Annotated in this window: 18 protein-coding genes; 9 read left to right on the top strand and 9 right to left on the bottom strand. The window is 66.3% G+C overall.

The genetic code is table 11. The features are described from left to right. Positions 1-51 precede the first annotated feature (51 nt). From AC3EDY_RS10755 to AC3EDY_RS10735, 5 genes are all read left to right on the top strand, one after another. Complete coding sequence (locus AC3EDY_RS10755) at positions 52-1,350, top strand: heavy-metal-associated domain-containing protein (RefSeq protein WP_488572495.1); 1,299 nt, start codon at positions 52-54, stop codon at positions 1,348-1,350. Positions 1,351-1,486: 136 nt separating this feature from the next. Further along, on the top strand, positions 1,487-2,098 hold the full coding sequence (locus tag AC3EDY_RS10750) for an HdaA/DnaA family protein (protein ID WP_488572494.1): 612 nt from the start codon (positions 1,487-1,489) through the stop codon (positions 2,096-2,098). Between the two features lie 31 nt (positions 2,099-2,129). Further along, complete coding sequence (gene epsC / locus AC3EDY_RS10745) at positions 2,130-2,804, top strand: serine O-acetyltransferase EpsC (protein ID WP_488572493.1); 675 nt, start codon at positions 2,130-2,132, stop codon at positions 2,802-2,804. Positions 2,805-2,830: 26 nt separating this feature from the next. Further along, positions 2,831-3,178 (top strand): DUF2794 domain-containing protein, encoded by a 348-nt coding sequence (locus AC3EDY_RS10740; protein WP_488572492.1) that lies wholly within the window; start codon positions 2,831-2,833, stop codon positions 3,176-3,178. Positions 3,179-3,302: 124 nt separating this feature from the next. Then, positions 3,303-3,512, top strand: a complete 210-nt coding sequence (locus tag AC3EDY_RS10735; RefSeq protein ID WP_488572491.1) for a hypothetical protein — start codon at positions 3,303-3,305, stop codon at positions 3,510-3,512. 12 nt (positions 3,513-3,524) lie between these two features. On the opposite strand, the gene AC3EDY_RS10730 is transcribed toward AC3EDY_RS10735, so the two are convergent. The 6 genes from AC3EDY_RS10730 to AC3EDY_RS10705 form a co-directional block, all read right to left on the bottom strand. After that, positions 3,525-4,919, bottom strand: coding sequence for an ABC1 kinase family protein (locus tag AC3EDY_RS10730; RefSeq protein WP_488572490.1), 1,395 nt, complete (start codon positions 4,917-4,919; stop codon positions 3,525-3,527). Then, the gene (locus AC3EDY_RS10725; protein ID WP_488572489.1) at positions 4,916-6,100 is read right to left on the bottom strand and encodes an FAD-binding domain-containing protein; all 1,185 of its coding nucleotides are present in this window, start codon (positions 6,098-6,100) and stop codon (positions 4,916-4,918) included. The genes AC3EDY_RS10730 and AC3EDY_RS10725 overlap by 4 nt, the downstream gene beginning before the upstream one ends. Before the next feature lie 55 nt (positions 6,101-6,155). After that, a complete protein-coding gene (locus AC3EDY_RS10720; protein WP_488572488.1) occupies positions 6,156-6,764 on the bottom strand; it encodes a DUF4328 domain-containing protein in 609 nt (202 codons plus the stop codon). 58 nt (positions 6,765-6,822) lie between these two features. Next, a complete protein-coding gene (locus tag AC3EDY_RS10715) occupies positions 6,823-7,923 on the bottom strand; it encodes a branched-chain amino acid aminotransferase (RefSeq protein WP_488572487.1) in 1,101 nt (366 codons plus the stop codon). Positions 7,924-8,298: 375 nt separating this feature from the next. Further along, positions 8,299-8,424, bottom strand: a complete 126-nt coding sequence (locus AC3EDY_RS10710) for a hypothetical protein (protein WP_488572486.1) — start codon at positions 8,422-8,424, stop codon at positions 8,299-8,301. Positions 8,425-8,453: 29 nt separating this feature from the next. After that, positions 8,454-9,005: a hypothetical protein gene (locus tag AC3EDY_RS10705; protein ID WP_488572485.1), complete on the bottom strand. Its 552-nt coding sequence runs from the start codon at positions 9,003-9,005 to the stop codon at positions 8,454-8,456. 25 nt (positions 9,006-9,030) lie between these two features. Here AC3EDY_RS10705 and AC3EDY_RS10700 point away from each other — a divergent pair, with 25 nt between their 5' ends. From AC3EDY_RS10700 to AC3EDY_RS10690, 3 genes are all read left to right on the top strand, one after another. Beyond that, entirely contained in the window at positions 9,031-9,858 is an 828-nt protein-coding gene (locus tag AC3EDY_RS10700; RefSeq protein ID WP_488572484.1) for a TlyA family RNA methyltransferase, read from the top strand. A gap of 103 nt (positions 9,859-9,961) precedes the next feature. Then, positions 9,962-10,516: a TspO/MBR family protein gene (locus tag AC3EDY_RS10695; protein WP_488572483.1), complete on the top strand. Its 555-nt coding sequence runs from the start codon at positions 9,962-9,964 to the stop codon at positions 10,514-10,516. A gap of 113 nt (positions 10,517-10,629) precedes the next feature. Beyond that, positions 10,630-10,890, top strand: a complete 261-nt coding sequence (locus AC3EDY_RS10690) for an accessory factor UbiK family protein (RefSeq protein ID WP_488572482.1) — start codon at positions 10,630-10,632, stop codon at positions 10,888-10,890. A gap of 43 nt (positions 10,891-10,933) precedes the next feature. Here AC3EDY_RS10690 and AC3EDY_RS10685 read toward each other — a convergent pair whose 3' ends face one another. Both AC3EDY_RS10685 and AC3EDY_RS10680 read right to left on the bottom strand, forming a co-directional pair. Then, the gene (locus AC3EDY_RS10685; RefSeq protein WP_488572481.1) at positions 10,934-12,268 is read right to left on the bottom strand and encodes a PAS domain S-box protein; all 1,335 of its coding nucleotides are present in this window, start codon (positions 12,266-12,268) and stop codon (positions 10,934-10,936) included. Between the two features lie 82 nt (positions 12,269-12,350). Continuing rightward, on the bottom strand, positions 12,351-13,559 hold the full coding sequence (locus AC3EDY_RS10680) for a trans-sulfuration enzyme family protein (RefSeq protein ID WP_488572480.1): 1,209 nt from the start codon (positions 13,557-13,559) through the stop codon (positions 12,351-12,353). An 85-nt stretch (positions 13,560-13,644) separates the two neighbouring features. Between AC3EDY_RS10680 and AC3EDY_RS10675 the strand changes: the two genes are divergently transcribed. After that, positions 13,645-15,003, top strand: a complete 1,359-nt coding sequence (locus tag AC3EDY_RS10675; RefSeq protein ID WP_488572479.1) for a glycosyltransferase family 39 protein — start codon at positions 13,645-13,647, stop codon at positions 15,001-15,003. A 55-nt stretch (positions 15,004-15,058) separates the two neighbouring features. Here AC3EDY_RS10675 and AC3EDY_RS10670 read toward each other — a convergent pair whose 3' ends face one another. Then, positions 15,059-16,183: a glycosyltransferase gene (locus tag AC3EDY_RS10670; RefSeq protein WP_488572478.1), complete on the bottom strand. Its 1,125-nt coding sequence runs from the start codon at positions 16,181-16,183 to the stop codon at positions 15,059-15,061. Positions 16,184-16,194: the final 11 nt, after the last annotated feature.

Here is a 16,194-nt window from a genome sequence, read left to right as displayed (position 1 = left end):
GTTTCCGGCTTGGATTTCCACTTGCCTTTGGGCAAAAGCGCCCGGCATCCTTTGACCGGAGTTCTCTTGGCCGTCCTGCGCCTGTCCCTGCCACCCCGCTTTCCCCGCTCGCTGCTGGCTTTCGGCGCCGGAAGCGCCGCCCTGGCCGCGGCAACCATCCTGGCAGGGCCGGCGATCCTTGCCCAGATCGAAGGCGATCGCGGCATCGCGCCGATCGCCAGCACCGGCGATTTCGAAGTGAGCGGGATCGAGGTCAATGTCACTGGCAGCTCCGCCGCGGATGCGCGGGCCAGGGGCTGGCAGGAAGCGCAAAAGCTCGCCTGGCAAAAGCTTTGGAAAACCAACGGTCTGGGCGGTGGCGATGCGCCCGCGCTGGATGCCGCGACGCTTGATGGCATGGTTGCCGCCGTGGTGGTGGAACGCGAGCAGATCGGCCCGCATCGCTATATCGCACGGCTTGGCGTCACTTTCGATCGTGCGCGCACGGGCGGTTACCTGGGCATGCATGGCCAGATCGCCCGTTCTGCCCCATTGCTGATCGTGCCCGTGCTTTATGAAGGGGGCGTGGCGTCTGTCTATGAAACGCGTACGCCGTGGCAGCGCGCCTGGGCCGAATTCCACACCGGGGAAAGCGCGATCGATTATGTGCGTCCCAACGGCGGCGGAGCTGATTCGCTGTTGCTGACCGAAGGGCAGCTTACCCGCCGCAGCCGCAACTGGTGGCGGCTGGTGCTCGACGAATTCGGCGCGGCCGACGTGATCATGCCGATCGCGCGGTTGACGCGGATCTTTCCGGGCGGGCCGATCCACGGCACGTTCACCGCGCGACACGGCCCGGACAACCGCTTCATCGGCCAGTTCGAATTGACGGCACCGGGTGACGAACAATTGCCGCAGATGCTGGCCGATGCCGTTCACCGCCTGGACGGGCTCTATACCCAGGCCCTGCAGCAGGGGCAGCTTGCGCCCGACCGCTCACTCACGATCGCGCCCCAGATCGATCCCAAGCTGATCAACCAGATTCTCGATTCGCTGGGGCCGGTCCAGCAGACGGCGACCGGTGCGGTGCCTGCCGCTGGCGCGTCCGCGCCTGGCGCGGCGCCGGCGGCGCCCGCCGCCACGTTCACCGTGCAGGTCGCCACGGCCGATGGCGCGGCGCTCGATGCCGGGCTTGCCGCCCTGCGCGCGGTGCCAGGCGTGCAGGGCGCGGCCACCAGCAGCATCGCCATCGGCGGGACGTCGGTATTGCGGGTGACCTATGCCGGCGATCTTGAAAGCCTGGCGACCGCGCTTCGGGCGCAGGGCTGGAAAGTGACGGCGGGCGCCAATGCCCTTTCGATCCGCAGATAGGCATATTCGCAGGTAGGCTTTCCTGGCACCGCCGGGGCGCGCGATCCACAGAACAACCCACGGCTTTGCGCGAACGGCGCGGGTTGCCCGTGCTTTGCCCGTTCACTTGCCGTTCCCGCGTTCCTATATGCCGGGCATGACCAGCCAGATCGCGCTTCCTCTCTCCCCGGCCCATGGCGCCGAAAACATCGTGGTCGGCCTCTCGTTGCAGCCGGTGATCGATGGCCTGGCGGCCGCGCGGGACTGGCCGTTCCGCAGCGGCATTCTTGTCGGCCCCGCGCGTTCCGGCAAAAGCCTGCTGGGGCGCTGGTTTGCGGCCGCGGATCTGGGCGACGTGCTCGATGGCGCCGATCGCCTGCCCGAAGACGTGGTGTTCCATGCCTGGAACCGTGCCCAGGCCAGCGGCCGCCCCCTGCTGCTGATCAGCGATGCCGGGCCGGGGCAATGGCAGGTGAAGCTGCCTGACCTGGCCTCGCGCCTGGGCGGTTCGATGACGCTTTCCATTCCCGCGCCCGACGAGGATCTGCTGGCCCGGCTGCTGCAGGAGCATGCCACGCGGCGCGGGCTGGTGCTGGGCGATGGCGTTCTGGCTTTCCTGCTGCCCCGCATCGAACGCAGCCATGCCGCTGCCGAAATCCTGGTGGAAACGATCGACCGGTTGAGCCTGGAACGCAAGGCACCCGTCACGCTGTCGCTGGCGCGCGAGGCCCTCGCACAGGAGCATGGCCAGGGGCAGGGCGCGAATTGACCGGCGCCACCACCATGAGAGATAGAAGGCAATGGTGTCAGGACTGATCGCCTATCTCGATTCGATCCGCGCCCGCGATCCGTCGCCACGCTCGCGCTGGGAAATCCTGCTCTATCCCGGCCTCTGGGCCGTGGCCGTGCACCGCGTGGCGCACAGCTTGTACAGGGCGCGACTGTTTTTCCTGGCCCGCCTGATCAATCACCTTTCGCGCTGGTATACGGGCATAGACATTCACCCGGGCGCGGTGATCGGCCGGCGGCTGTTTATCGATCACGGCTTTTCGGTAATCGGGGAGACGGCGCAGATCGGTGATGACGTTACCATCTACCAGTGCGTGACGCTGGGCGGGACAAACCCGGCCAACGGCATTCCCGGCAAGCGCCATCCCACCCTGGCCGATGGCGTGATCGTGGGATCGGGGGCGCAGATCCTGGGCCCGATCACCGTGGGCACCGGGGCACGCGTCGGGGCCAATGCCGTCGTGACCGAAGATGTGGCCCCCGGCACCACTATGGTCGGATGGAAAGCGCGGCCCACTCATGTGTCGATGGAGACCTGGCTGCGCGATTTCATCCCTTACGGCACGCCTTCCGAAGAACCGTGCGAACCGGCCGACCAGACGCGGGTGGCGGCACTCGAGGCCGAAGTCGCCGCGCTCAAGGCCCAGGTGGCGGCGCTTGTCGCCCAGCGCGCGGTGAAGCCCTGAGTGCGCCCGTCAACGGGCCCGGCGAGGTGCCGGGCAACGTGGTGCCGCTGGTGCCGGCGCTGCGTCCGGCGTTGCCGGTTGCGTTCGACCGGCTGGAACTGCTGCGCATTCTCGATCTTTACGGCCGCATGGTGGCGGCGGGGCTGTGGCGCGATTATGCGATGGATTTCGGCAAGGAAGCGGCCAGTTTTTCCGCCTTTCGGCGTACGGCGGAACGGCCGACCGCCCGCATCGAAAAGCGTCCCGCCCTGCGCGGGCGGCAGGGCATGTGGGCGCTTTATGGCGAAGCCGGACAGGTGCTCAAGCGCGGGCACGAACTGGCCGGCGTGCTTTCACCGCTCGAACGCCGCCTGCTCAAGGTGGTGGAGGATTAGCGCGATCCTCGCGCTCGCGGCGCTTGCTGCCTGCGGCGATGGCCCGACAGGAGGTGGCCCGACAGGAGGTGGCCGGGCAGGAGGTGGCCCGGCAAGGGGTCATGACGGGCGGCCCGGCACTCCCGTGGTCCGCGCGCTCTATCGCGACGGTCGCGACGGCATGCTGCTCACGCTGCCGCGCGATGGCCGGCCGATGCCGGATGACGAATGCCGCGCAGCGCTGCTGATCGACGGGCAGACCGGTGCCGCCCGCCGCCTTTCGCCCCATGAAGCGACCGTGCGCACCAGAACGATGCAACTGGTGAGCGCGACCGACGGCGAGTGCCCCGGCTGACCGCGCGCGCCGTTATCGCGGGGCGATGGCGGACTGGGCCAGTTCCCGGATCGGCACGCGGGCTTTCATGCGCACGGCCAGCAGCGCCGTGCCGCTGACCTTGCGCTGCACCAGCAGCGTCTGCACCGGCGGCACGTGCCATGCCGCGCGGTCTTCCAGGATGGGGCGGCCCAGCACGCGCAGATCGTCGACAAAACGGCGGTCTGAAAAATCGAGCGGCCCCGGCTGCGAGAGATGCGCCATAAGGACCGCGATCATCCCGTCGATCCGCTCGCCATGCCGATCGAGCAGCGTGGGCGAAACGAAACCGGCGCCTAGGATCGCGCTGCGCAGTGCGGCGGCATCGTCGGCCAGCCCGGCTTCCACCACCGCGCGATAGGCTGACGCCGTTTCCTGCGGAACAGGCCGCGCCGCGCCGAAATCGAGCAGGACCAGGTGGCCGCTGTCCGGTTGCCAGCGATAATTGGCAAAGTTGGGATCGGTCTGCATGAAGCCGAATACGAACAGTTCGTGCAGTACCAGATCGAGCAGCGCTGCCAGCATCGCATCGCGTTCGTCCTGCGATGCCTGCGCCAGCGTGTCGATCGGCCTGCCCGCCACGTAATCCATAGCCAATACGCGCGTGGTGGTCAGGTCCTCTACCGGCGAGGGCACCACGAAGCGCGGATCGCTGGCCAGAAGATCGCGATAGTGGCGCATCTGGGCCGCTTCGCGCACATAGTCGGCCTCTTCGTGCAACTGGCGCTTGGCTTCGGCCAGCAGCGGCGCGATGTCGAGCGAGGCGGGCAACAGGCTGGAAAGGCGCAGCAGCGTGGCGACGTTGTCGACATCGGCATCGATGCTAGCGGCAACGCCGGGATATTGCACCTTGATCGCCAGTTCGCGCCCGTCGGGCAGGCGCGCGCGATGTACCTGCCCGATCGAGGCGGCGGCCAGCGGCCGCGGATCGAAATGGGCAAAGCGGCGGCGCCAGTCCGCGCCCCATTCGCCGTTCAGCACCTTTTGCAGCTGCGCAGGGGGCATATGATGCGCGGAGTCGCGCAAGCGTGCCAGAATGGCGGTCAATTCGTCGGGCAGCATGTCGCCGGCGTCGAGCGAAAGCATCTGCCCCAGCTTCATCGCCGCGCCACGCAGGCGGGAAAGCTGCTCGGTCACGCGCAGCGCGTTGGCCGGTGTCAGCACCAGATCGCCCAATTGCGGGCGTTCGCCCCTGGCAAGGCGCCGCGCACCTTCGGCCATGATGCCACCGGCCACCCCGCCCGCCAACTGGCCGAACGCCGCAAGCCGGGACAGCCGCCCGCTGGGCACCTTGCGCCCGCCCGGTTTGCCATGGGCCGGCTTGCCCTGTCCGGGATCGCCCTGTCCCGGATCGCCCTGTCCCCGATCCCCCTCTCCCGGATCGCTCATGCCAGATCCTTCAGCAATGCAGGAATCTCCTGTTTCAGGGCAAAGAAGCCGCGCCGGCAATGCGGCCAGACAGCCTTGTCCCACGCGCGCAAATGCTCGGCCAGCAGCAGTCCCTGGGCCTGCAATCCCGCGTGGATCGCCGGTAGGGCATCGGCCAGCGGGCCTACGGGAATGAAACCGGTCACGATCTGGGCGGTTCCGGCAGACCGCGCTGCATCGGCAAGACCGGCCGTATCGTCGAGCCAACGCGCGGGGGCCTGCCAGCGCGCCGAGGCGCGCTGCAAGGCGTCGTCAAGCGCGGCGATGTCGGCGGCCGTGACGGCCTGGGCGCGGCAGGCGACGACCGCGCGCACGGGCAGGGCGGCCAGCGCGGTTTCCTGCTCCAGCCCGGCATCCTCGGGAGTGATCCAGATCAGCGTGGGCCGCGCCGGATCGGGCGGGGTGGCGGCGCGCCAGGGCGCGGCGGGGGGCAGGGCGGGTTCCGCCGGAATGGCGGCGTGGCTCGCCAGGCCCTGGGGGGCAAAGCGCCCGTCGGTCATCGCGGCGATGCGCGCGCCGTCGGCAAGATAGGCCTTGCCCGCCGTGTGCAGCCCGGCCACCCACCGCCACGACAGGGTGTTCGACGCCGGATCGCCATCGCGCAAGTGCGCCAGCATGTGCCCTGAGCCCAATTCCCACGGCAGGCCCAGCGTGAAGATCCAGATCGAAGCCACCTGCATGCGCGCCCAGTTGTGCAGGTAGCCGGTCTGCGCCAGTTCGCCCATCCAGTGATCGAACGCGTCAATCCCGGTCTGCCCGCCGATCGCCCTGGCATGGCGCGCGGCCAGGCCGGGATCGTTCTGCAGATCCTGCATCGCGGCATTGCATCGGGCCAGATAGCGCGTCCAGGCGGCGGGGCGCTGTTCCAGCCAGCCTTTCCAGTAAGTGCGCCAGAAAACTTCGCTGATAAAGCTCGCCGCGTCATCCGGGCCATGCGCGCCAAGCACGGCCTGCACAACCTCGCGCTCGCTCACCGTGCGCCGGCGCAGGGCGGCGGAAAGCCGCGAAACGCCATCATGGCGGCCCGGCCCCTTGTCGAAATTGCGCCCCTTGGCATAGCCGTGCCCGGCCAGCGGCACGAACGCCGCAAGGCGTGCCAGCGCCTGCGCGCGGGTGACAGGAAAATCGGGGGCGCTTGCCATGCCCGGCCTATCGGAGTGAAAGCGCTGGCCGGCGAGCCGTCTCTTAGGTCAGGCTTCAGGCAAAAACCGCGGCATGGGCCAGCCCCTGCTGCGCCCGGTTGACGTCACGCACCAAAGTCCGGAACCTCAGGCACGCGGCAAAGCCGGCTATCGCCGCCAGCGGTGTCAGCACGAAGTGGTTGAAATCGGTCTTTTCGACATGGGCGTTGCCGCTCATGTTCAAAGCGAGCGTCGCGACCAGCCACGCCCCCCACCATTGTGGCAGCAGCGGCGTCGTCCGGCCGCCGGCTTCCCGGGTGCGATCCATGCTCTCCCGCCAGATTTCGCGCATGACCTGGTATGGCTTGAACAGCGAGGCAACAGGCACGAAAACCCACAGCCAGGCCATGACCGGCCCATGCTGCAACAAAATCCCGGCGGCGCGCAGGTTGGCATTGGCCCGCGAGAGCCACATGCACGACATCGCGATGCCCAGCAGCACCCCGATCACCCCGATGATGCCGGCCGGCCCCATGATCGAGGGCAGCACGGCGATGGCATCGAACGTGCTGGCGCCCACCAGCACCAAGCCCATCCAGGCGCCGCTCGCCGGCAATAGCCACGACAACACGCGTGTCAGCCGGTCAAGCCGGAAAAGCCCTTGTTCCAGTGTCAGCTTGGCCATCGTGCCCCCACCCGTTTCCGCGCTGGATAAGCGGGGGCCGGCGAAACGGCAAGCCGGATCAGGCGATGCGCCTGACCCAGCCATGCGTGTCGGGCGCTTCGCCGCGCTGGATGGCCACCAGGCGCTGGCGCAGCTTCTGCGTCAACTGGCCCGGGCCTCCCGAACCGATCACGAATTCGCCATCGTGGCCCACCACCTTGCCCACCGGCGTGACAACCGCCGCCGTGCCGCACGCAAAGGCTTCGACCAGCTTGCCCGAAGCGGCATCGGCGCGCCACTGGTCCAGGCTATAACGCTCCTCGCGCACGGTGAGGCCTTCCCCGCGTGCCAGCGTCAGCAGGCTTTCACGCGTGATTCCGGGCAGAATCGTGCCGGAAAGCGGCGGCGTGAGGATCGAGCCGTCGTCGAAGGCGAAAAACAGGTTCATGCCGCCCAGCTCCTCGATCCACTTGCGCTCGGCCGCGTCGAGAAACAGGACCTGATCGTGCCCACGGGCAAAGGCTTCGGCCGTGGGCACGAGGCTGGCGGCATAGTTGCCGCCGCACTTGGCCGCACCCGTGCCGCCTGGGGCCGCCCGGGTATAGTCGCTCACCCAGATCGAAACGGCAGGCACGCCGGATTTGAAATAGTTGCCCGCCGGGCTGGCGATCACCATGAAGCGATAGGCAGTGGCCGCCCGCACGCCCAGGAACGCTTCGGTCGCGAACATGAACGGGCGCAGGTACAGCGAGCCGCCGTCGATCGTCGGAAACCATGCGCGATCGGTCAGCACCAGTTGCTCCACCGCGTCCACGAACAGCGTTTCGGGCAACTCGGGCATGGCCAGGCGGCGGGCCGATGCGTTGAAACGCGCGGCGTTGGCTTCGGGCCGGAACAGCGCGATGCCCTGGTCGGGAAGGCGATAGGCCTTGAGGCCTTCGAATATTTCCTGCGCATAATGCAGGACCGACGCGGCAGGATCGAGCGCAATCGGGCCATAGGGCAGGATTTCCGCATCGTGCCAGCCCTTGGCCTCGGTCCAGGCGATCGATACCATATGATCGGAAAAGCGCGTGCCGAAACCCGGATCGGCCAGCACCTGCGCACGCACATCGGCCGGAACGGGCGCGGGATGGGCAATGCGGGTAAAGGTCAAGGCAGGCGCGGCAGTGGTCGCCATGGCACGATCATCCTAACTGGGGAATGCGAAGTGATTCGCCCGTTGAACGATTGTTGCGCAAATAGCAAGCAAAAAGAAATAATGTGAAGGGCCGCATCCGGCAGTCCCGAAGCGGCCCTTCGCATGGTCAGCGGCCGGAAGTGCCGCTCACGAAGCCTTTATCGCTGTGCTGGTATCAGCGATAATGCCTCGCGCTGCGGAATGCCGACCTCTCTGCTGAACCATGAGACATCGGATCACCTCCTTTCGCGCTGTTGAGCCAAGTCGCTGCCCGGGGCGTTCCGGACAGCTGGATCGGGAGTGTTCTGAAAACCGCTCACCGCCCTGCGCACGTATTTGCGCAATCGCCGGCCAAACAACAAGACTTGCATTCATTTAATTTGCCGTCACAATCGACGCTTCGCGCTCGGAAAACCGCGGTTGCGGATCGGATTGCCGCCCCCAATCCAGGCCCATCACGTCCAGGCCCATCACGTCCAGGCCGACGATAGCGATGCCCATGACGTTGCGCCGCGATTTCCGCGGTCACTTCACCGGCAGTCTTCCACAACCCGGCCTACTTCGGCCCAGGCGGGCACGATCAGCACCGGCAGACCGTTGATTTCGATCATGAACCGCCCGCGGCTGAACGCCATGGCATCAAGCAGGCCATCCCGCGCGGGCAGGGTGATCGTCAACGTTCCCGCGCCCGCCGGCATGGCGCTCAGCGCGCGCTGCTGGCTGGTGGTGGTGATGGCTGCGGGAATCGGTTGGGATGCATTGCCTGGAATCGTGAGCACGACCTGGCCCGGCCGGCATTCCATCGCCAGGGCCGGCGCCCCGCCCGCCACGCCGAACTGCGCGCGGCCGCCGGCATAGCGCCACGTGCCCGGGGTCTGCGGCTGATCGCGCCAGTCGGCCGGTGCCGCCACCCTGGGCAGCGCAGCAGGCGGCGGCGGTGGCGGCGGGGCCTGGCGCACGGGCGCGGGCGGGATCACCGCCTGGGGTGCGCAGGCCGTGGCGAGCGCCGCCAGCAACGGCGCCATGCCGAAATATCGCTGCGGAGAATTGCGCCCTGGCCGGGCTGCCCGGTTGATCTTCATGGCCGGCTTATGGAAGGAAGCGTGCGTGAGCTCAACCCGAACGCCTTCATCTTCTGATCCGGCGCATCCCGCACCAGCCGCCGCACGGGCAAAACCCGTGGCAAAACTGCGCATCGATCAACTGCTGGTCGAACGCGGCCTGGCCGAAAGCCGGGCGCGAGCCCAGGCACTGATCCTGGCCGGGCTGGTCTATGCAGGACAGGCCAAGGTGGCCAAGGCGGGGCAGGCGGTGGCGGCCGATGCCGCGATCGAGGTGCGGGGGCGTGATCACCCCTGGGTTTCGCGCGGGGGAATCAAGCTTGCTCATGCGATCGATCATTTCGGGCTCGACCCGGCCGGCGTTGTCGCCATGGACATCGGCAGTTCCACCGGCGGGTTCACCGATGTCCTGCTGCAAAAGGGTGCGGCTCATGTCTTCGCGGTCGATTCCGGCACCAACCAGCTGGCCTGGAAGTTGCGGCAGGATCCGCGTGTCACGGTTCTCGAGCAGACCAGCGCCCGCATTCTGACGCCAGCGCACATCGACAGGCCCGCCACCTGGGTGGTGTGCGATGCCAGCTTCATTGCCCTGTCCAAAGTGCTGGAGGTGCCGTTGGCCCTGGCGGCGCGGCCGACGCGGCTGGTCGCGCTGATCAAGCCGCAATTCGAAGTAGGCCGTGCCGAAGTGGGCAAAGGCGGCGTCGTGCGCGATCCGGCCTTGCATGCGCGGGTCTGCGCCGATGTGCGGGCCTGGCTGGAAGGGGATGGCTGGGCGGTGCAGGGCATCGTCGAAAGCCCGATCACCGGGCCGGAAGGCAACGTGGAATTCCTCATCGCGGCGTATCGGAATGAGATTCGCTGGCCGATTGCCTAGCGGCGCGACACTTGCCATACCCGTCATGGCAACCGGCGTTTCGTAACCATTGGCCGGAACCATTTGCCGGAACCAATTGCTTGAGGCAGACGTAAAACCGATCATGCGTTATCTCGCTTCGCCCGCGCAACTTCGTGCCAGCCTTGCCCGCTGGGCGCTTTTCACGATTCCCCTGGTGCTGGGCCTTGGCTTCCTGTCGGGCCGCGCGGCCGGCAGCGGGGCGGACAATCCATGGTTTGCCACGCTCGTCAAACCGGCGATCTATCCGCCGCCCGCCACCTTCGGCGTGGTGTGGAGCGTGCTCTACGTGCTGATGGGCCTTGCGCTGGCCATGGTGCTGGCCGCGCGCGGCGCACCCGGGCGGCCGGGTGCGGTGGCGGCCTTCGTGGTGCAACTGCTGTTCAACCTGGCGTGGAGCCCGGTGTTTTTCGGGCTGCATCGCATGATGGTGGCGCAGGGGATCATTCTTGCCATGATCCCGCTTGTCGCCTTGACGATTTTCCTGTTCGCGCGGGTGCGCCCTGCGGCCGGGTGGCTGCTCGTGCCCTACCTGGCATGGATATGTTTTGCCGCTGTTCTCAATTTCCAGTTCATCCGGCTCAATCCTGGCGCTGATGCCGTCGCGCCGCCGCAGGCCGCGGTGCGGATGGCGATCTGACGCGCCCTGACGCCCATTGTCGTGATACCTGCATAATCGCGCCGCATGCTTGCGGTTTGCGCCTGCCGGCACCATGTAGACCGGTACGTTGATCAACCCCAGGATGGGCCGCCATGCAGACCGAAAACCCGATTATCGCCGATTTCGTCAAGGTGCTCAACAGTGCGGCCGGCACGCTTGCCGGGCTGGGCCGCGAGGCTGGCGAAAATGCGCGCGAGAAAGCGCGCGAGGTGCTGGGCGGGCTGGATTTCGTCAGCCGCGAGGAATTTGCCGCCGTCAAGGAACTGGCGGCAACGGCGCGGGAAGAAGCCGAAGCACTCAAAGCGCGGGTTGCCGCGCTGGAAGCGCGCCTCGCCGGCGAAACGCAGGGCTGACGCCTCCGGCTGATCCGCGCGTTCGCTGCCCGCTTTCGGGTTGTTACGACGCCAGCGTTCCCGCCAGGGTTGCATCGCAATCGAGCCGCCAGACCAGCCCATCGTGCGCATAGTCGAGCGTCACGTCCGCTTTCAGGCTGCGTTCGGGAATGTGGCGGATCAAGGTGGTGCCAAACCCTGATCGTTCTGGCGGGGTTACCAGGGGGCCACCCCGTTCGTGCCACTGCACGATGAACCGGTCTTTCTCTTTTTCCCAATAGAGCCAGACATGGCCGCTGCGCCGCGACAGGGCACCGTACTTCAAGGCATTGGTGGCCAACTCGTGCAGCGCCATGCCGATGATTTCGGCCGTGCGCGGCGAGAGCAGCATTTCCGGCCCCGACACTTTGACCGAGGCCCGGCTTCTGCGATCGAGAATGGCCAGTTGTGCATCGGCCAGTTCTGCCATCGGAATATGCTGCCACCCGCGCCGCACCAGCAGATCCTGATTGGCCGAAAGGCTGCCCAGCCGGCTTTCGAAGCGGCGCAGGAAATCGGGATCGACCCCGCCCGACCGGCGCGCCAATGCCTGGACCACGGCCAGCATGTTCTTCGAACGGTGGTTCACTTCCATCAGCAGAAGACGGATCTGCTCCTCTTTCTCCATCATTTCGGTGACATCGGTATTGGTGCCGAACCAGTTGACGATGTGCCCCGCGCTGTCGCAGATCGGCTTGGCGCGCGAAAGGAACCAGCGATAGTTGCCGTCGCGGCCGCGCAGGGGAAACGTGTCTTCCCATTCGCGCCCTGCCGCCACGTCTGCGTAATACTTGTTTACGACGCGGTCGAAGTGATCGGGATGATGGATCGGCCAAACCCCTACGGTCGATTCCATCTCCGTCAATCCGGTATAATCGTACCAGCGCTTGTTGAGCCATAAGACATAGCCCTGGCGATCGGTTACCCATGCCAGCTGCGAGATGTTGTCGGCCAGCATGCGCAGGCGGTGTTCGTGTTGCGCCAGTGCCGCCTGGGCTTCATGGCGTTCGCTCACGTCGCGGGCAATCTTGCTGGCGCCCACCACGCTGCCATCGGGCGCCAGGATCGGCGATACCGTCAACGACACCTGGAAAAAAGTGCCGTCCTTGCGCTGGCGGATGGTCTCGAAGCTTTTGACCCTTTCGCCGCGGGCGATGCGGTCGATGATGGCATTCTCTTCGGCCTGGCGGTCTTCGGGAATCAGGCGGCGGATCGAACGCCCGATCATTTCCTTTTCGGTGAACCCGAAGATCCGGGTAGCCGCGGGATTCCAGCTCAGAACGATGCCATCCAGCGATTTGCTGATGATGGCATCATCCGATGATTGCACAATGGCCGAAAGATGCGCTTCAGCCAGCACGGCCCGCTCCGGTCTATTTCAGTGGCTCACAATAGGCTGCTGTCAAGGCATTGGATAGACCGGATATCGGCATTTCGGTTCTTCAAAGACCGATTGCCCGCAGCGCCTGGTCCAGATCCTCGATCACGTCCTCGGGATCTTCGAGCCCCACGTTGAGGCGCAGCATGCCGTCGCTCACGCCCATGTCGGCGCGCCCTTCCGGGCCGACGCCGTGGTGCGTGGAGGTGGCCGGATGGCACATCAACGAGCGGGAGTCTCCGATATTGTTCGAAATGTCGATCAGCCTGAGCGCGTCGAGCAGGCCATGCGCCTGCGTCCTGCCGCCATCCAGCACGATGGAAAAAATCGTGCCGCCCGCGCGCATCTGCCGCATCGCCAGATCGTGCTGCGGATGGCTGGCAAGCCCCGGATAGAGGATCACCGGCACCCGCGCTTCCAGGAATTCGGCCACTTTCTGGGCATTGGCACTCTGGCGCTGGATGCGCAGGTCCAGCGTTTCCAGCCCTTTGAGCACGACCCAGGCGTTGAACGGCGCGCAATTCGGCCCGGTATTGCGCTGGAACGGCAGCAGCACGTTGTCGATGAAATCCTTGCTGCCGCAGACGGCGCCGGCCAGCACCCGGCCCTGGCCGTCCATCATCTTGGTGGCCGAATAGGCGACGACGTCGGCCCCGAATTCCATCGGCCGCTGCAGGGCACAGGTGGCAAAGGCATTGTCCACCACCGTGGTGATGCCATGCGCCTTGGCGATGCCGCATGCATGTTCCATGTCGACGATGCCCATCGTGGGATTGGCGGGCGTTTCGAAAAAGAACACTTTGGTGTTGGGCCGGATCGCCGCTTCCCATGCGGCATTGTCCGACGCGTCGATCAGCGTGCCTTCCACGCCAAAGCGCGGCAGCAGGTTTTCCACCAGCCAGCGGCACGAACCGAACGCGGCCTTGGCCGCGACGATGTGATCCCCCGCCGAAAGCTGGCAGAGCAGGGCCGTGGTCATCGCCGCCATGCCGCTTGCCTGGGTGCGGCAGGCCTGTGCCCCTTCCATCAGCGCGATGCGCTCTTCCAGCATGGCCACGGTCGGGTTCTGCAGGCGGGAATAGGTCATCCCGTCCTGTTCGCCGGCAAAGCGCGCGGCGACAGTGGCGGCATCGTCATAGGCAAAGCCAGAGGTCAGAAACAGCGCTTCCGACGTTTCACCCATTTCCGAACGCCAGGTGCCACCGCGCACGGCCTTGGTGGCCGGGCGCCAGGATTGGGTGATCGAGCGGTCTTGTCCGGTGGTGCGTTTCATGGCCCGCAGCCTTAGTTGCGCCGGCTCGCGCGCGCAAGGCATGCCATTGCGCCGATGCCGCGATCTGGCGTATCGCGCCCGACCAATGACCCAGCCGACCACGCTGCCGCCGCGCGCTTGCGAACCCGATCCGATCCATGGCGTGCTGGCCATCGTGGCGGTCTTTGCGGTGCTGGTGTTCTGGCGCCTGGGCACGCCATCGAAAATCATGTTCGACGAAGTGCATTACCTGCCTGCGGCGCGTCACCTGATCGCCTTGTCCAGCCGCCTCAATCCCGAACATCCGCTGCTGGGCAAGGAACTGATCGCGCTGGGCATGATGACCTGGGGAGACAATCCGTTCGGCTGGCGGTTCTTCAACGCGCTGTACGGCACGATCGGCCTCTATGCCGCGATCCGCGCTTTCTGGTGGGCCAGCCTGTCGCGGCCGGGCACGCTGCTCTTCGGCCTGTTTTTGGCCACGAACTTCATCTGGTTCGTGCTGGCGCGCATTGCCATTCTCGACATGGCGATGGCTGCCTCGCTCGCACTTGCCTTCTGGCAATGGACGTTGGCGGCGCGCAAGGGCCGGCGGCGGCATCTGGTGCTGTGCGGGCTGTTCATGGGCCTGTCCATTGCAGGCAAGTGGAACGGGGTGCCGTTGATGATCCTTCCCGGCTTGTGGTTTGCCCACGCGCGCTGGCGGGCCGGTGCCGGCATGCCGCGGCGCGTGCCGGCCTTGCTGGCCGGGCGCGGCGGCGGGCCGGTGCCGGGCGTTTGCCTGACGGAAGCCTTCGTATGGCTTGGGCTCTGGCCGGTGCTGGTCTATTTCGCCACGTTCACCCCGGCGATGTTCTACGCGGTCAATCCGCTCAGCCCCTGGCACCTGATCGAGTGGCAGCAGACGATGCTGAGACTGCAGGACAGCGTGATCAAGCCGCACCGCTATATGAGCCATTGGTATCAATGGATGCTCAATGCCCGGCCGATCTGGTTCTTCTATGAAAAGTGGGACGGGGCGCAGCGCGGGGTGCTGATGATCGGCAATCCCTACACGATGTGGGCGGGGCTGGCCGCCTTGCTGTGGTGCGCGGCGGATGGTGTCCAGGCATTGACGGGCCGCACCCTGGCGCTGCCGGGCCATTGGTGGCCGACCGGGCGTAACCGGCTATCGACCCTGTCAGGCGGGGTTGCACTGCTCTATGCCGGCGCGCTGTTCTTCTGGGCGCTCAATGGCAAGCCGGTGCAGTTCTATTACCACTACCAGCTTGCCGCCGTGTTCCTCGATGCGGCGCTCGCGCTGGCTTTGACGCAGCTATGGCAGCGCGGCCTGCGCTGGCCGGCCTGGGCCAGCGTGGCGCTGGCACTTGTCGGCTTTGCCTATTTCTTCCCGATCCTGGCCGCCCTGCCGCTGCCGGGGGTGAAATCCTTCCGCCTGTTCACCTGGCTGCCGGTGTGGAAATAACCGGGCACCGCATCGTCAAGCCCGGTGACGCCAACACCGTTCTTGCCTCGCACGTTCAGCCATATTTGCCCCAGACGAACTTGCTCGACAGCGCGAAGTTCCACACCGAGGCCAGCACGATGCCTACCATCGCGGCCGAGATCGAATGGAAGCCGATGCGCACCAGGGCGGTGGAAACGCCGATGTTGGCGAGCATGCCGAACGCGCAGGTGGCGGCAAACTTCAGCCAGCCGCGCATCAGCGGCAGGAAGCCACGCAGGCGCTTGTCGGCATAGGTCAACTCGTTGTTTAGCACGAAGTTGAACGTCATCGCGGTGATCGCGGCCAGAGTCTGGCCGACGATGAACGCTGCTTCCTTGGGATAGTGGCTCAGCGCGAATTTGGCGCCGAACAGGTTCAGCACCACATACAGCACGGTGAGGTGGACCAGTGCGCCGAGCGCCCCCACGGTGCCGAAAAGAGCAAAGCGGGTGGGAACGATGCGGCCGAGCCACTTGTCGTAAAGGCCGATGAGAAATTCAAACACGACGGTACGATCCAGTTTCGATTCGCCTTCGGCCCGCGCGGCGAAGTGCAGGGGAAATTCTTTCACCCGCAGCGGCGCGTCAACCGTGGCGAGAATGTCGAGCAGGATCTTGAAACCCACGCCCGAAAGACGATGCGCGTCGGCCCGCAGGATCGCCGCGGGCAGCATGAAAAAGCCGCTCATCGGGTCCGACAGCTGCACGCCGGTAACCTTGCGGGCAATGGCATTGGCAAGGCCCGAGACCTTGACGCGGTCGGGCCGGCCCCATGCCTCGGTGCTGGCGCCTTCGGCAAAGCGCGAGGCATAGGACACGTCGCACTCGCCGCGCTCGATCGCGGCCAGCATCGCGGGCAGCAGGGCGGGATCATGCTGATGGTCGCTGTCCATCACCGCCACGATCGGCGCGGCGGTGGCGCACATGCCCTCGATCGCCGCAGAGGCGAGGCCCCGCCGCCCGATGCGTTCGATCACTCTGATGCGCGGATCGTCCCGTCCTATGGTGCGCGCCACATCGGCGGTGCCATCGGGGCTGTTGTCGTCGACGAAAATCGCCTCCCAGGCGATGCCGGTCAGCGCCTTGTCGAGCCGATCGACCATCGAGGCGATGTTCCGGCTCTCGTTGTAGGTCGGAAGAATGACTGCCAGTTGCAACATGGGGCGCAGCG

This window comes from Novosphingobium sp. DS6-6 (assembly GCF_057784975.1).
Note: the sequence above shows the minus strand (reverse complement) of the source record. Positions and strands in the feature narration are given on the sequence as shown.

Excerpts from the sequence above, each read along its gene's own strand:
- AC3EDY_RS10750 (WP_488572494.1), top strand. The coding sequence starts at position 1,487 with ATGACCAGCCAGATCGCGCTTCCTCTCTCCCCGGCCCATGGCGCCGAA.
- epsC (WP_488572493.1), top strand. The coding sequence starts at position 2,130 with ATGGTGTCAGGACTGATCGCCTATCTCGATTCGATCCGCGCCCGCGAT.
- AC3EDY_RS10730 (WP_488572490.1), bottom strand. The coding sequence starts at position 4,919 with ATGAGCGATCCGGGAGAGGGGGATCGGGGACAGGGCGATCCGGGACAG.
- AC3EDY_RS10725 (WP_488572489.1), bottom strand. The coding sequence starts at position 6,100 with ATGGCAAGCGCCCCCGATTTTCCTGTCACCCGCGCGCAGGCGCTGGCA.
- AC3EDY_RS10720 (WP_488572488.1), bottom strand. The coding sequence starts at position 6,764 with ATGGCCAAGCTGACACTGGAACAAGGGCTTTTCCGGCTTGACCGGCTG.
- AC3EDY_RS10715 (WP_488572487.1), bottom strand. The coding sequence starts at position 7,923 with ATGGCGACCACTGCCGCGCCTGCCTTGACCTTTACCCGCATTGCCCAT.
- AC3EDY_RS10710 (WP_488572486.1), bottom strand. The coding sequence starts at position 8,424 with ATGGGCATCGCTATCGTCGGCCTGGACGTGATGGGCCTGGACGTGATG.
- AC3EDY_RS10705 (WP_488572485.1), bottom strand. The coding sequence starts at position 9,005 with ATGAAGATCAACCGGGCAGCCCGGCCAGGGCGCAATTCTCCGCAGCGA.
- AC3EDY_RS10695 (WP_488572483.1), top strand. The coding sequence starts at position 9,962 with ATGCGTTATCTCGCTTCGCCCGCGCAACTTCGTGCCAGCCTTGCCCGC.
- AC3EDY_RS10690 (WP_488572482.1), top strand. The coding sequence starts at position 10,630 with ATGCAGACCGAAAACCCGATTATCGCCGATTTCGTCAAGGTGCTCAAC.
- AC3EDY_RS10680 (WP_488572480.1), bottom strand. The coding sequence starts at position 13,559 with ATGAAACGCACCACCGGACAAGACCGCTCGATCACCCAATCCTGGCGC.
- AC3EDY_RS10675 (WP_488572479.1), top strand. The coding sequence starts at position 13,645 with ATGACCCAGCCGACCACGCTGCCGCCGCGCGCTTGCGAACCCGATCCG.
- AC3EDY_RS10670 (WP_488572478.1), bottom strand. The coding sequence starts at position 16,183 with ATGTTGCAACTGGCAGTCATTCTTCCGACCTACAACGAGAGCCGGAAC.